This is a genomic window from Streptomyces sp. NPDC038135, assembly GCF_055601245.1.
The window spans coordinates 569,120-582,075 of the sequence record NZ_JBVJXS010000004.1 but is presented as its reverse complement, the minus strand read 5'-3'; the positions used below and the strand labels follow the sequence as shown (position 1 = coordinate 582,075).

Annotated in this window: 22 protein-coding genes and 1 tRNA gene; 3 read left to right on the top strand and 20 right to left on the bottom strand. The window is 71.3% G+C overall.

Annotated elements, in window-relative coordinates:
- Window positions 1-25: 25 nt before the first annotated feature.
- From ACZ7JA_RS14340 to ACZ7JA_RS14255, 18 genes are all read right to left on the bottom strand, one after another.
- On the bottom strand, window positions 26-634 hold the full coding sequence (locus tag ACZ7JA_RS14340; RefSeq protein ID WP_470808339.1) for a WhiB family transcriptional regulator: 609 nt from the start codon (window positions 632-634) through the stop codon (window positions 26-28).
- Window positions 631-1,308, bottom strand: coding sequence for a zinc finger domain-containing protein (locus tag ACZ7JA_RS14335; protein WP_470808336.1), 678 nt, complete (start codon window positions 1,306-1,308; stop codon window positions 631-633). The genes ACZ7JA_RS14340 and ACZ7JA_RS14335 overlap by 4 nt, the downstream gene beginning before the upstream one ends.
- A complete protein-coding gene (locus ACZ7JA_RS14330) occupies window positions 1,305-2,312 on the bottom strand; it encodes a hypothetical protein (protein WP_470808334.1) in 1,008 nt (335 codons plus the stop codon). The genes ACZ7JA_RS14335 and ACZ7JA_RS14330 overlap by 4 nt, the downstream gene beginning before the upstream one ends.
- Before the next feature lie 70 nt (window positions 2,313-2,382).
- Complete coding sequence (locus ACZ7JA_RS14325; protein ID WP_470808331.1) at window positions 2,383-2,787, bottom strand: hypothetical protein; 405 nt, start codon at window positions 2,785-2,787, stop codon at window positions 2,383-2,385.
- On the bottom strand, window positions 2,784-2,993 hold the full coding sequence (locus ACZ7JA_RS14320; protein WP_470808326.1) for a helix-turn-helix domain-containing protein: 210 nt from the start codon (window positions 2,991-2,993) through the stop codon (window positions 2,784-2,786). Before ACZ7JA_RS14320 ends, ACZ7JA_RS14325 begins: the two co-directional genes overlap by 4 nt.
- The gene (locus tag ACZ7JA_RS14315; RefSeq protein ID WP_470808322.1) at window positions 2,993-3,346 is read right to left on the bottom strand and encodes a hypothetical protein; all 354 of its coding nucleotides are present in this window, start codon (window positions 3,344-3,346) and stop codon (window positions 2,993-2,995) included. The genes ACZ7JA_RS14320 and ACZ7JA_RS14315 overlap by 1 nt, the downstream gene beginning before the upstream one ends.
- 16 nt (window positions 3,347-3,362) lie before the next feature.
- Window positions 3,363-3,743, bottom strand: coding sequence for a hypothetical protein (locus ACZ7JA_RS14310; RefSeq protein WP_470808318.1), 381 nt, complete (start codon window positions 3,741-3,743; stop codon window positions 3,363-3,365).
- Window positions 3,740-4,633, bottom strand: coding sequence for a hypothetical protein (locus tag ACZ7JA_RS14305; protein WP_470808316.1), 894 nt, complete (start codon window positions 4,631-4,633; stop codon window positions 3,740-3,742). The genes ACZ7JA_RS14310 and ACZ7JA_RS14305 overlap by 4 nt, the downstream gene beginning before the upstream one ends.
- Complete coding sequence (locus ACZ7JA_RS14300; RefSeq protein ID WP_470808315.1) at window positions 4,630-5,400, bottom strand: ERF family protein; 771 nt, start codon at window positions 5,398-5,400, stop codon at window positions 4,630-4,632. Before ACZ7JA_RS14300 ends, ACZ7JA_RS14305 begins: the two co-directional genes overlap by 4 nt.
- Before the next feature lies 1 nt (window position 5,401).
- Entirely contained in the window at window positions 5,402-6,439 is a 1,038-nt protein-coding gene (locus tag ACZ7JA_RS14295) for a YqaJ viral recombinase family nuclease (protein ID WP_470808313.1), read from the bottom strand.
- Window positions 6,436-6,675: a hypothetical protein gene (locus ACZ7JA_RS14290; protein WP_470808311.1), complete on the bottom strand. Its 240-nt coding sequence runs from the start codon at window positions 6,673-6,675 to the stop codon at window positions 6,436-6,438. Before ACZ7JA_RS14290 ends, ACZ7JA_RS14295 begins: the two co-directional genes overlap by 4 nt.
- Window positions 6,675-7,169, bottom strand: a complete 495-nt coding sequence (locus ACZ7JA_RS14285; RefSeq protein WP_470808309.1) for a hypothetical protein — start codon at window positions 7,167-7,169, stop codon at window positions 6,675-6,677. The genes ACZ7JA_RS14290 and ACZ7JA_RS14285 overlap by 1 nt, the downstream gene beginning before the upstream one ends.
- Window positions 7,166-7,348: a hypothetical protein gene (locus tag ACZ7JA_RS14280; RefSeq protein WP_470808307.1), complete on the bottom strand. Its 183-nt coding sequence runs from the start codon at window positions 7,346-7,348 to the stop codon at window positions 7,166-7,168. Before ACZ7JA_RS14280 ends, ACZ7JA_RS14285 begins: the two co-directional genes overlap by 4 nt.
- Complete coding sequence (locus tag ACZ7JA_RS14275; protein WP_470808305.1) at window positions 7,345-7,602, bottom strand: hypothetical protein; 258 nt, start codon at window positions 7,600-7,602, stop codon at window positions 7,345-7,347. The genes ACZ7JA_RS14280 and ACZ7JA_RS14275 overlap by 4 nt, the downstream gene beginning before the upstream one ends.
- Window positions 7,602-8,279 (bottom strand): hypothetical protein, encoded by a 678-nt coding sequence (locus ACZ7JA_RS14270; protein WP_470808302.1) that lies wholly within the window; start codon window positions 8,277-8,279, stop codon window positions 7,602-7,604. Before ACZ7JA_RS14270 ends, ACZ7JA_RS14275 begins: the two co-directional genes overlap by 1 nt.
- A complete protein-coding gene (locus ACZ7JA_RS14265) occupies window positions 8,276-8,659 on the bottom strand; it encodes a hypothetical protein (RefSeq protein ID WP_470808300.1) in 384 nt (127 codons plus the stop codon). The genes ACZ7JA_RS14270 and ACZ7JA_RS14265 overlap by 4 nt, the downstream gene beginning before the upstream one ends.
- 92 nt (window positions 8,660-8,751) lie before the next feature.
- Window positions 8,752-9,021, bottom strand: a complete 270-nt coding sequence (locus ACZ7JA_RS14260) for a helix-turn-helix domain-containing protein (RefSeq protein ID WP_470808298.1) — start codon at window positions 9,019-9,021, stop codon at window positions 8,752-8,754.
- Window positions 9,018-9,317, bottom strand: coding sequence for a helix-turn-helix domain-containing protein (locus ACZ7JA_RS14255; RefSeq protein ID WP_470808295.1), 300 nt, complete (start codon window positions 9,315-9,317; stop codon window positions 9,018-9,020). Before ACZ7JA_RS14255 ends, ACZ7JA_RS14260 begins: the two co-directional genes overlap by 4 nt.
- Window positions 9,318-9,584: 267 nt before the next feature.
- Here ACZ7JA_RS14255 and ACZ7JA_RS14250 point away from each other — a divergent pair, with 267 nt between their 5' ends.
- Window positions 9,585-10,013: a helix-turn-helix domain-containing protein gene (locus ACZ7JA_RS14250; RefSeq protein ID WP_470808293.1), complete on the top strand. Its 429-nt coding sequence runs from the start codon at window positions 9,585-9,587 to the stop codon at window positions 10,011-10,013.
- 227 nt (window positions 10,014-10,240) lie between these two features.
- On the top strand, window positions 10,241-10,435 hold the full coding sequence (locus tag ACZ7JA_RS14245) for a hypothetical protein (RefSeq protein ID WP_470808291.1): 195 nt from the start codon (window positions 10,241-10,243) through the stop codon (window positions 10,433-10,435).
- A 9-nt stretch (window positions 10,436-10,444) separates the two neighbouring features.
- Here the strand turns inward: ACZ7JA_RS14245 and ACZ7JA_RS14240 are convergent, their stop codons facing one another.
- Window positions 10,445-11,698 (bottom strand): tyrosine-type recombinase/integrase, encoded by a 1,254-nt coding sequence (locus ACZ7JA_RS14240; protein ID WP_470808288.1) that lies wholly within the window; start codon window positions 11,696-11,698, stop codon window positions 10,445-10,447.
- Between the two features lie 77 nt (window positions 11,699-11,775).
- Window positions 11,776-11,868 (bottom strand) — tRNA-Sec (locus tag ACZ7JA_RS14235).
- 35 nt (window positions 11,869-11,903) lie between these two features.
- Here ACZ7JA_RS14235 and selD point away from each other — a divergent pair.
- Complete coding sequence (gene selD / locus ACZ7JA_RS14230; protein WP_401133499.1) at window positions 11,904-12,914, top strand: selenide, water dikinase SelD; 1,011 nt, start codon at window positions 11,904-11,906, stop codon at window positions 12,912-12,914.
- Window positions 12,915-12,956 lie beyond the last annotated feature (42 nt).

The following is a 12,956-nucleotide window of genomic DNA, read 5'->3' as shown; positions in this document are numbered from 1 at the left end:
TGGAACCGAGTCGGCGCCGCAGGTCTCAACAGGCCCGTGGAAGCCCCTGTGTGGCTCCTGGAGCGCCTGCGGTGCGCTCGGGGCCCCTGGGTGCCTTGGTGGCCGTGCTGGGCCGTCCTGTGCCTCGTCGGGCTCGTACGGCTGGACTCTGGGCGTGCTGCGCATTGAGAGCGGCCGCGCATGCCGTGCAGGGCTGCTCGCCGAGGCGCTTGTGGATCCAGTAGCCAGCGGTCGATCCCCCGTCGGGGAGCGCGTGTTCGGCGGCGAGCGCGGTGCGGCGCTGGGCGGTGACGTGTTCCTCGTGTGCGGCTGTGCACTTGGCGCAGGGCTTCTCGCGGTAGCCGATGTGCGACCGGTAGGCGCGCTCGCTTCCGCAGGGCAGCCGTGTGCGCCCTGCCTTGTCGCTCCGCCTGGTGATCCTGCGGCGGTCGGCGTGGGTGGTGCCGCCCCAGATGCCGATGAGGTCGGGGTGCTCGAGGGCGTACTGGGTGCACGCCTCCTGGATGGGGCAGCGGCGGCAGAGCCTCTTGGCGGTGGCGCGCTCGGTGCTGCTCTTGCTGAAGAACGCTTCCGGGTCGGTGGTGCGGCAGGGCAGGACGTCGTCGGTCGTGGGCAGGTCGTGCAGGGTGTTCATGCGCTGTCCCTCTCCTGCTCGGCGGCCGCGGCGGCTTGGGCCGCGTCGATGCGGCTGGGGTGGGGCTTCTGGCGGGGATGGCGGTGGATGTTGCGGCACGGGTCGCCCTTGGCGGCGACGCAGTGGATGTGCGGGCAGGGCACGCTGAGCGGGTCGCCCTTCCCGGCGCGCACGAGGCGCTCACGCTCGGAGGCCATGGGTCGGAACGGTGCGAGGGCGGTGCGGGCCTCGGTGGTGAGGTAGTCGCCGAGGGCGGCGATGCGGCGGCCGGCTTCGGCGGCGCCCGCTCCGGCGGTGATCGCCTTGACGGGGGCGGGCGGGAGCTGGCCGAGCATGACGGCCCGGCGGCGCCCGCGCAGCGCGTCGAGATACCCGCCGACGTCGTCGGGGTCGAGGCCTGGATGGTCGTGGGGCTCGAACGTGGTGACGTCGCTGCGCATGCGGTCGCGCACAACGGTCTGCCAGCGGCCCGCGATGTCTCCGGCGGTGATGGGCCACTGGCTCTCGGCGTAGTGCGCCTGTGCGGCCTGGAGGGCGAAGTCGGCGGGGACGTCGGCGAGGATGCCGATCCACATCTGGAGCTGCGCGCGGCGTTCGATGGGGTCGTCGCGCTTCATGCGCGGGTCGGCCATGGCGATCTTGGCGATGAGCTCGGGTACGTGCTCGGGGTTCATGCGTCACCTCCTGCGGCCCGTCGCTCCTCGGCGAGGCGCTGCTGGCGCAGCTCGTTGGCGATCTGGGCCATGTCGTCCAGGTACTCCTGGTTCTTGCTGGGGGGTCCCGCTACGGGGCGGGGGCCGGTGTAGGCGGCGGGCGCCTGTACGCCGGTCCAGCCGCGCAGGAAGTAGCGGGCGCTGTAGGGCTGGGACTTGGCGGCCTGCCAGGCGCGGGCGGCGTGGTCGACGAGGGCGGGGACGCCGGCCCGGCGGACCGCGTCGCGCAGCTCGATCCACTCGTCCGCGTTGAAGGTCCACGAGACGCTCATGCCGCGCGCGTGCATGGCGTCGATGAGGGGTTGGATCTCTCCTCTTCCCGAGACCTCGACCGCGCTCGATGGCGCGCTTTTCGTGGAGGGGGAAGGGGGAGGAAGAGTCTCCGAAGGAGACTCCTGGGATGGGGATGAGGACGGGGTGCCGTTACTAACGCCGTTACGAAACTCTGTGACCTGCGGCGATGAGGGATTTTCGGCACCGCTTCGAGTCGCGTTCGTGTCGCCGTCGTGTCGAGTTTTACCTTTACTTGACTCGTTTTCGGAGCCGGAGGCCTCGTCCGTAACGCCGTTACTCCCCCCGTTACGGTCGGCGTTACGGTCGGCGTTACGCGCCGCCTCCTCCTTCTCCGCCTTCTTCCTGTCGCGGTACGCCTGCTGCCGCGCTGCGTTGGCCGCCCGCTCCGCCAGCACCTGCTCCCGGTCGCGCTGATAGATCAGGTAGTCGTGGATGTCCCAGCCGGCCTCCACGCGGTCCCACAGGCGGGCCTCCTCCAACTCCTTGGCCACGGCCTTGACGCCACGCAAGCGGGGAGCCACGAGCGGCAGCTCGCGGTCGGCGATCCGGCCCTCGGTCAGGTTCTCCGACGACCAGCACAGGGCCGAGACGTACAGCCGGAAGGCGCGGTCGCTCAGCAGCGCGACCTTGCGGTGTGAGGGGAACCGGTCATCGAGACGGACCCAGGGCATGTGCGGCTTCTCTCTGGTAGGCCCGGGGCGGGGGTTGGGGTGGCACCCCGCCCCGGGGCCGTTCGGGTGGTCAGGCGGCGGGACGCTGCTCGCCCGGGTGGGTCTGGTTGCGGACGGGCTTCCACGGGGGCTTCCCGGACCCGGGACACGGCTCGGACCACCTGTGGCTGTGGGATCCCGACCAGGTCCGACCGCCCCAGCGGTGCTGGCCCATGACGCCGTCCTTCGTCATCGCCCGGTCCTTCACGCAGTGCTTGCACCAGCCGCGGGGGCGGGCGGGCTCCGGGACGGCCGGGTAGACGATCCGGTAGCAGGGGTGGCCGATGGTGCGGCGCTTCTCGCCGTCGATGCGGAAGCGGAGGTAGCCGCCGCCCGCGCCGATGATGGTGGCGGGCTTGCCGTCGAACTCGATCCGCATCCCGTGGCGGGCGGGCACGTCGTAGGTGCGGCGGATCCACTCCATCGTGCTGGTCATCGGGCGGCCGCCGTCCGGCCGGAGCGGGACCGGAGTCTGACGCCGGCCTCGAGCAGCAGCGTGCGGGTACAGCCGTATGAGCGGTCCAACTCCGCGGCGACGGAACGGATCGAGCAACCCGCCTCGTACAGCTCGGCGGCGCGCTTCCTGGCCTTCTCGCGGTCCGCACCCTTCAGGCGGGGGCGGTTGGTGTAGGTCTCGGACATCAGGCCGACACCTCCGTCATGACGTGGCGCTCCCACTTCTCGCCGAAGACGTCGTCGCGGAACCTGTCCGGCCTGACCATCCCGAAGTCCTTGCCGCACTGACAGCGGCCGTAGAACTCGCAGTCGCCGTACTCGATCACGAGGGCGTGCCCGCCCTCCCATGTAGTGCGGGAGTCCTCGTCGTCCGGCAGGCTCCCGGCCGGGACGTAGCGCTCGGTGAGGGAATCGAAGCGCAGGTGCGGGTTGGGGCCGATCTCGAACTTGATGCCGAGTGCGCGGGCCGCATTGAGCGCGTCGGTTAGCCGGCGCACGTCGGTCCCCGCCACGGGGATGATGAGGTCTGTGCTGCTCACGGTGGTCCTCTCGAGGTCAGGTCATGTCGCCGCTGGCGCGGCTGGTGGTGTACGGAGCGGCGTCGAACAGGCCGTCGCTCTGCGGCTCCTGCGCCTTGGCGGCGCGCTCGAAGGTCAGGCGCACCCCGTTCGCGCAGTCCGGGCAGAACGCGATCAGCCGGCGGGCAGGGAGCCGGGCGGCCTCGTGCCACGGCAGCGTCGGATCCCGCGGAATGGCCCGGAGCCGGATGCGACCCTCGCCCTTCACGTACTCGTCGTTCTCGCGCGTGCAGCGGCCCGGCTTCCGGCCCGGCCCGACGTGCTTCTTGCCGCAGGCGCCCTGGCACTGGCAGCGGTCGCCAGCGAGGGTCATGACGTCCTGCCAGACCTCGGCGCCGACCAACGGAGGCTTCGTCATGCCGCGGCCTCCTGCTCTTCCTCCCGCGCCCACGCCAGCGCCCGCTCCAGGTGGCGGGAGGTGATGCCGAGCCGGTGGGCGGCCTGCTCGCGGGTGTAGTCCTGCTCCTCGATCAACCAGAGCGCGTCCTCGCTGAGCGCGGCGTAGCGGTCGGTGTGCTCGCCGAGGTCGGGCACGGCGGACGGGCTGTCGATGTAGTCGTCGTCCCAGGCGGCCGGCGGCGCCCAGCGGCGCTTCGCCGCGCGCTCCTTGGCCTCCTGGACGTACCGCGGTGCGATCCCCTGGGTGAGCGGGTCGACGTTCCACAGCTCGTCGTAGAGAGCGCAGACGGTCCGGGCCGTGGAGGCGAACGTGGTCAGCGTCTCGGCCCGGATCTGGTCGCCGATGGTCATGCGCTCCAGACCGGACCGCGCGGCCAGCTCCCGGTTCGGCCAGCCGATGACGTTCAGCGCGCGCAGCCGGCGCCGGGTGCCGGTCCCGTCCACCAGAGCGTTGGGCGCCACGAGGTCGAGGGACGGGCGGACGGCGGTGATGCAGTCGGCGGTGCGCGTACGTACCCGCCGGGAGGGCGGGCGGCCGTTCATGCCGTACAGCAGCCGGGACACGGAGCTGCCGGTCCCGGACAGGGTGCGGATCCGGCCCACTCCGAGGCCGAAGCTGCGCAGCATCTGGACGTGCTGCCGGACCGGCTCGGCGTCCACGAACGGCTCCCATCGCCCGTAGGCGATGAGCCGACTCCGCGTCCGGTGGTACAGGGCGGCGCGGTCGCGGCAGGGTTGGCAATTGCAGTGGTGGTGGCGCCCTCGGGAGAGGCTGCCGTGCGGGGGCAGGGCGTCGGTGTCCGTGCCGGCGTCCCGCGCCGCCTTCAGGCCTTCAGCGACTGCGGTCACTGGCCACCCCCGGTGCGCGCCTGGTACATCCGGCCGCCGATCGAGTCGAGCGTCTCCAGCTCGCCGGTCTCGTTCGTGACCTTCGCGTTCAACATGCTGCGGGCCCGCAGCTCGTTGCGGATCTGGTTCAGCCGGCCCGGGGAGGTCTTCGGGTCGAGCTGCTCGTCGCGGTACTCCTCCGCCGTCGGTCCGATCGGCTCGGCGCGCTCGAAGTGGTCGGCGTCCGCGTCCCGGTCCCGGGTGGGCACGAGCCCGTTGTTGATGAGCAGCGTCCGCAGTGCGATCGACTGGGCCTTCGGCGTGGACCGGCCACCGGAGTCGGAGGCCTCGCCGGCCGCCTGGGAGTCGAAGTGCGAGCCGTCCGGGCCGTAGATCCGGAAGGTGACCAGGGCGGTGCACTCCCGCATCCGGCCACCCGAGCTGGTGGAGATGTCGCGGTACTCGGTCTCGACCTTGTGCTGGATGACCAGCACGCCGTGCTTGCGGCAGGCCGGACCGAAGGCGTTCAGCGCGGTCTCGATGCCGCGGAAGTTGAAGTTGCCGGCGCGGCCGCCCTTGAACTCCTCGTGCTTGCCGATGGCGCGGACCTCGCCCATCACCCGGGACCAGGCGGTGAGGGCGCTGGTGGTGGCGTCGGCGTCCTGGGTGAGGTCGCCGAGGTCGGGCTCGGTCAGGTCCGGTGCGTCGCGCTCCTCGGCCGGGGCGGTCTGCTCCTCGTCGGCCAGCGTCCGGCCGGCGGCCGCGGCCGCGTTCTCACGAAGTCCCATGTCAGATCGCCCCCTTGAAGCGCTTGTCGATGTCGAGCCGCTCGGTCGGATTGGCCTTCACGCAGGCCTCGTAGGCGTCCGGCCAGCGCTCGGCGAGCTGCTCGAGGTCGACCTTCGGCGCGGCGTTCGTGGGCTGCAGGGAATAGGCGCGCTCACCGCCCAGCCGGGCCTCCTGCGCACCGCCGAGAGCGGCGAGCAGGCGAGCCTTCGCGGCGGCCTTCGCCTTCTTCGCCGCGGACTCCTCGCGCTGGTGCCTGTTGTAGGCGAGGAGCGCGTCCAAGGCGTCGGCGTGCATGTCGACGTCCACGGAGCCGGAGCGGGAGGGGTGCAGGCGGCGGAACATCTTCGCCAGCGCCTCGCCGTCCCCGGTCGGCTCTGGCGGAACCTGCGCCTGTACGTGCTCGTGCCAGAACTTGTCGACGGCGACGGTGATGTCGGCGATGACGTCCGCGTACTGGTCGGCACGGACGGTGCCCTGGTGGTACTCGTTACCGCCGATCAGGACAGCGAAGTGCATGTGCTCGTAACCGTTGACGACGATCTGCCACAGCATCTGGGCGAGGACGTCATCCGGGGCACCGGCGTGCCATTGAGCGTTCTTGAAGGCGGAGCGCGTCTTGACCTCGAGCGCGCACGGGGTCCGCTTGCCCTCGGACAGCGGGCACTCGGTGACGCGCCGGTCGAGGGTGGTCATCCAGTGCGGGTGATCCTGGTGGGCGACCAGGCCAACGCGGCGGATCACGCTGCGGTTGCGCATGGCCCAGACGCGGGCGACGGGCTCCTCGTGAACGGTGCCCCAGTAGGCGGCCTCGCCTGCGTCGTCTACGTCGTGACCCAGCTTGTCGTGCCAGACCTTCAACGGCGGGTTTTTCTCGATGAGGCCGAGGAGGGCGGGGACGTCGCTGGAGCCGATGCCGGAGCGGCGGGCGGCGAGCCAGTCGGCGCGGTCGGCGTCGGCGGGGAGGATGAGGCGGCCGGTCGGGGTGACCCGACGGCCGGTGACCGGAGTCTGGGGCCCGGCCTGCGCGACGGTCGTCACAGGGCGCCGTCCTTTCCGATGGTCGTGGGGCGGTACACGCGGCGGCCGGACACGTCGGCGGGGATCAGGAATCCGCGCACGGAAAGGGCTCGCAAGTCCTTCCGGGCCGTGTTCCTGCCGGCCGATGCCCAAGGGCTCGTCGCGAGGAGGGAGGCGGCGCGCTGGGTGGTGATCGGCGCGGTCTCACGCTGTATGGCGGCGAGGAGCCAGCTGCGGCGGGTGACTGTGTCCGGCATCAGTCGACGTCCTTCCGGGGCTTGAGCGTGAAGAAGCGGTTGTTGTCCGCCCCGTGCTGGGCGAGATGACCGGCCCAGTGGAGGAAGCCCAAGTCGCGGCGGGCGGTGACGCGCTGGATCGTTCCGGGCTCGGTGAGCTGGTACAGGTCCAGCACGCGGCCGGTGTCCCAACGGCCGCCGTGCGTGCGGATCGCGTCGAGGAGCCGGGTGCGGCGGCCGTTCAGGCGAGGGGTGGCATCGACCGCCGGGCGGCTGCTCTTCCCCTCGTCACCGAAGTCGCGGATGCCGCTCACGACGCCGGCACTGAAAGCGAGTCCCTTTGCGCGGGGCCCGGTGGGCGCGAGGTCGTGCATCTGCTGCAAGGCGGTGATGGCCTCGCCGAGCACCTCGGCCCGGTAGGCGTCCAGAGCGGCGCACACCTCGGGCGGGGTGTAGACGTTCATGTCGCCCTGGTCGGTGCGGACCATGTCGCCGAGTCGGTCGCGGGCGCTCATCGGCGAACACCCCCCGGGCTCGGCGCCCAGACGATGCCGACCATGCACACTCCGGCGGTGGTGGCGATGCCGACGATGCGTGCCCACACTCCGCTGAACGGGATCGCAGCGGTCACGCTCGCGACGGCGGCAGCCAAGGTGACGACGCCCCAGTACAGGAGCCACAGAGCGCGCCTCATCGGGACACCTCCGCCGGCTGCTCGAGGTACCAGGCGACATTCAGCAGCCACGCGGCGAGCGCGAACCGCACCCGCACCGCCACCCGCTCGGCCGCGTCGTCCACCCGCACCAGGGCGGCAGCGACCGGCTCGAGCGACGGCATGCGCGGGGTCAGGTCGTGGTCCAGAGACAGGACCAGCAGCGCGCCCGGCAAGAAGGCGGCGGTACCGATGCCGGCGGCGGCCAGCCACTCGGCGGTGGTCGCGGCCCCCATCACGCATCACCGGCCTGCGGCGAGAAGTCGTACTCGTCATCCTGCGGGGACGTCGCCGTACAGGTGCACACGGGACCGGCGCAGCACGGGCGCAGTTCCTCAGCCGCTGCGGTCCGGTCGTCGTCTTCAGCGGCCAGCGTGGCGCAGCCCCACGCGTGCCGGTCGAACCGCTTCGGGCAACCGCAGGGGTGGACGATGTCGTCGGCGCCAGCCTTGTCGGTGAGCGCGTACCTGATCGGGTCCTCGTCCACCGGCCTCTGCTCGGCGGTCCGGGGGCGCGACCACCGCAGCTCCCGGACCACGTCGTCCAGCGCCTCGTTCGTCAAGTGCCGCTCCGCCCGCAGCGCAGCAACCTCAGCGCGCAGCCGCTCCAGCTCGCCGCCGCGCATCTGCTCCCACAGCCCCAGCACCGCCGGGATCGCAGTCTCCAGGCCGCCCAGATCCCAGTAGCCGCCGTAGAAGCCACCCGACGACAGGCACTTCGCCGGCCACGCGTCACAGGCGCACAGGTCCTCGTGCACGGCGTCGTTCACGGCTCGGTTGCCGGTCTCGGTGAGCGCGTCGAGTTGGGCCTCCTGCACCGCCAGCGGCCGGACCACGGGCCCCGGGCCGATCGGCATGGGCAGGGCGCCCATGACGCGGACCGCGGTCTCCAGGTCAGTGATCGGCTCGCTCATGCTGCGACCGCCTGCGACTCGTCGACCTGCAGGGTGGTGGCCTGCTCCCGCGTCAGCGGCACCTCGTGCCCGGCCAGGTTGAACGCCACCCCGCGGAACTCGCCGACCGCCGCCAGCCACACGCTGGAGGAGAACGCCTTCAGCTCCACCGACTCCGTTGATAGACCGAGCGCCTCGCGCCACATCTCGAAGTGCGTGGGGTGGTCGAGCTGGAGGTCGAAGTGCGGGCGGTTCGATGCGATGGTGACGTACGGGCGCGGCAGGTCCGCGTACTCCGCGGTCAGGGCGGACAGCGCCTCGAGGACGGAGGCCTGTTCAGCGACTCGGCCTCGGTCGGGCACGGTGAATTCCGTGCTCTCGGTCTGCGATGATGTGGCCATCGGTGGCCTCTCTTTCAGCTCTGGTAGGGGCGCCGGTCGTGGGGTCGCCGAGCCGGACAAGCGGGCGGCCCTTCGGCGCGTTCAGGGGTAGGTCAGGCGTTCGCCGCGCGGCGCGACGGCAGCGGCACGAGATGCCCCATCGGGTGGGGCCCGGCCGGCACGGTCACGGCCGGAGCCGCGGCCAGCGGGCCCGAGCTCGGCTCGCGGTGGAACAGGGCGTCGATGCGCTCGATGTCGGAGTCGGTGAAGTACACGACCCGGCCGAGCTTCGTGTGCGGCAGCTTGCTGATGTGCCGGCGGAGCCAGGACTCCTCGACACCCAACTCGGCTGCGGCTTCCGGGTACTTGAGGCGGCGGGTCATGCCGGGACCGCCGTGAGGTGGTCGGCGCCGTCCTCGGCGGGGGCCTCGACCGTCCGGCCGGTGTGCTCCCAGAGACACATGAGGTCGACTCCAAGCCGTCTGGCAATTGCCTCTGCCTCGGCCTGAGTTGCCGTCTGCCGGCGCCCGTTGCGCAGGTGGTCGATCTTCGACGGGTGGCAGCCGGCCGCTTCGGCGAGGTCGCGGACGCTGACTCCGCGGCCGTCGCCGGTGCGCCTCATGAGAAGTACCAGGAGGTCAGCGTTCACGAGCTGCATGGGGTTGTGCTGCGGACGCATGTGATCACCTCCGTAGACGCAATGTGCGTTTGCGTGAACAAGACCGACAGTACACGGGCGTAGACGTGCTGTCTACGTAAACGCACGGCAGGTAAGAATCCAGTCATCACCCCCCGAGGGGATAGCGCGCACGGGGTGTGCGCGTAGACACTTTGTGCCGGGGGGCGGACGGTTGCGCGGTCTGACCTGCTATTTGCTCAGTGATCAAAAGGGATAACGTAGGCATCAGGCGTCACAGCAGGGGACTGAGAGGGCAGAATGCACGCCATGACTGAGCAGCGCACCGACTTCGCAGACCTAGTGAAGGCACGGCGTGCCGAGCTCGGGTACAGCCTCCGCGAGCTCGAGGCCCGATCTGTCTACGAGGGCACACAGGCGAAGTTCGGGTGGCTGTCCAAGCTCGAGAACGGCCGGCCCGTCGACACCCCGAAGGAAGAGCTCCTCAAGGCGCTCGCCGTCGGCCTCAGCCTCCCCGAGCGGGTCCTGAAGGCCGCGGCCGCAAGCCAGTTCCTCGGCTTCGACCCGGCCGCCGAATCCGGCGTCGTGTGGAGCGACGACCTGACGACCCGCATCATCGTCGCGCGCGCCGAGGAGATGTCCGACGACGACCGCCGGCAGCTCGCCGAGATCGCGGAAACCTTTGCCCGGAGGAAGACGCAGGGTAGCGACCCTGCCAGGGGCAAGTCGGACGATTAGTACGACTTTCAGTAACTCAGTGATTCACTCTGGTCACAGCCTGATCGGTGTGGCAGCGTTGGTGATCCGCCTGGGGGGCGCCTAAGACATGAATGCGCACACGCATTCGAACATACGAACGAATGTGCGCGTGGGTGCCGTGACGCGGGAGGGCAGCGATGACTGACGGGGAGCTCGAGAAGCCCGCTGGTGAGGACAAGGTTCCCCCGGCAGGTGCATCCGAACCTGTGGCGGACTTCGAAATGGAACTCAGGGACAGCCTGCCCGGCGACAGAGCCGTGATCGCCGTCGAGCAGGAAGGCAGATTCGTGTGGCTCGCCTCCCGCAAGTACGTCCAGCCCAAGGCCGTCGAAGAGTTCCGCGAGCAGCTCGAGCGGATCATCGGCGGCGGCTGGTGGACGCAGAACTGGCCCGGCAACTAGAGCCCAGCCTCAGACCACACGGCGGATCCCGGGGGCGGCCGTAGAACCCCCCATCGCTGCATCCACGGCCGCCCGGATCTCCCCATCCAGCGCCTCCACCAGATGCCCGTACCGGTCCACCGTCGTCGTGATGGACTCATGCCCCAGCCGCGCCTGAATCGCCGGCAGCGGGATCCGCTCCGCGATCAGCCACGCCACATGCGTGTGCCGCAGGTCGTGGATCCGCGGCCGCTTCGGCAACCCCTTCGCGATCGCCGCCTCCACCGCCGGAATCCAGCGGCGCCGCCAGAAGTTGTCGTGCCGCCAGCTCCTGCCGCGCGGCGTCTCGAACAGCAGATCCTCCGGCCGCTTGCCCGCCATGCGCCGGCGCAGCATCTCCATCTGCCCATCCGTCAGCGCGATGACCCGGCGGGCCTTCTTCGTCTTCGGCGGCCCCAGGAAGTACGACGGGCCCACCTCGCCCGGCGCCGCGCGCTTCCACGACCTATGAACGGCGACCGCCTTCCTCGTGAGGTTCACGTCCCGCACCTGCAGCGCGGTCGCCTCGCCCCAGCGCATGCCGGTGCCGACGAGCCAGTCCGCCAGGTCCCGGGCGTGCGGGTCGCTGATCTCCGCGCTGATCCGGGCGTACTCCTCGTGCTCGAGGAAGCACATCTCATCGTCGATGCCGTCGTCCACCCGCGGCAGCCGCGTCCCCACACAGCAGTTCTTCGACCGCAGCGGCGAGTCAGCCTCGACCGCGGCCTGGACGATGGAGCTGAGCAGCCCGTGCCGGTTGGCGATGCTCTTCGGGCTCGCCGGCCGCCGCTTCCACCCCTTGGGGTCGTCAGGGTCCGGCTCGCCGGCCTCCTGCGCGCGCACCCAGTCCTGGACGTCGTCGGCGCCGATGTTCGCGATCGTCGCGGGCACGACGCGGCCGGATGCCTCCACGTGCTGAATGATGGTGAAGTGGTTCGTCACGTCCCGCCGGTAGTCGCGACGGGTTCGTTCGTCGATGCCGGTGAGCCGGTCGACGTAGCGCAGCGCCCAGTCCACGAGCGGCATGTCCCCGGCGACGGTGGACTCTTCGACGAAGCCCTTGCCCTTGACCCAGCCGGGCGGCCACTGCTGGCCGTGGATGTCGACGAGGGCCTTGAACTGTGCGGCGGACGCCTCGTCGCCGAAGGTCTCCGTCTCCCAGCTGCCGCCGCGCCCGCCCTGGAGCCAGCGCACTTGGTGGATCTGGGTGCCGTCCTTGCGTTCCCGCTTCCGGATGCTCGCCATGGGGGAAGAGTAGAGGCGTGGCGGCGGTTGCGTTAGGCCCGTGTTTGGCCGGGCATTCAGTCGGTGCAGGTAGGAGACGGAGGCGGACGGGAATCGAACCCGCCTGCCCGAGATCCTCGGGCACCTCGGTTTTGAAGACCGGGAGGGCCACCAGGCACCCACACGCCTCCACCGCTCGACCAGGCTAGTGCCCCGGGAGACACGCATGACACCGACCCGCCAAGCGTCCGTACGCCTCACGCAGTTCGCCCACGGCGGCGGCTGCGCCTGCAAGATCCCGCCCGGCGAGCTGGAGGAGGTCGTCAGCGGCCTCGGCGCGCCGCTGCCGGGCGGCGACAGCCCGCTGCTGGTCGGCCTGGCCACCGGGGACGACGCGGCCGTCGTCACGCTCCCGGGCCAGGACACGGCCATGGTGTGCACCGCCGACTTCTTCACCCCGGTCGTCGACGACCCCTACGACTGGGGGCGCGTCGCCGCCGCCAACGCGCTGTCCGACGTCTACGCCATGGGCGGGCGGCCCGTCCTCGCCGTCAACCTGCTCGCCTGGCCCCGCGACCGGCTGCCCTTCGAGCTGGCCCGCGAGGTGCTGCGCGGCGGTCTGGACATCGCCGCCGAGGCGGGCTGCCACATCGGCGGCGGGCACAGCGTGGACGACCCGGAACCCAAGTACGGCATGGCGGTCACCGGGCTCGCCGACCCCGCCCGGCTGCTCCGCAACGACGCGGGCCGCGCGGGCCTGCCGCTCTCGCTGACCAAACCGCTGGGCCTCGGCGTGCTGAACAACCGGCACAAGGCGACGGGGGAGCGGTTCGAGCAGGCGATCGCCACGATGACGGCCCTCAACCGGGACGCGTCCGCCGCCGCCCTCGCCGCCGGCGCCGTCTGCGCCACCGACGTCACCGGCTTCGGGCTCCTCGGACACCTGCACAAGCTCGCCCGGGCCTCCGGCGTCACCGCCGTCCTCGACACGGCCGCCGTGCCCTACCTGGACGGCGCCCGCGAGGCCGTCCGCGACGGATACGTGAGCGGCGGCACCCGGCGCAACCTGGAGTGGGTCGCGCCGCACACCGACTTCGGAGCCGCGGACGCGGACACCCGGCTGCTGCTGGCGGACGCGCAGACCTCGGGCGGGCTGCTCGTCGCCGGCGAGGTGCCCGGCGCCCCGGTGGTGGGGGAGCTGGTGCCCCGCGGGGAGCACTCGATCGTGCTCCGCTGAGCCGCCCCTACGGCGGGCCGCCGGCGGGGGCCGGACGCGCCG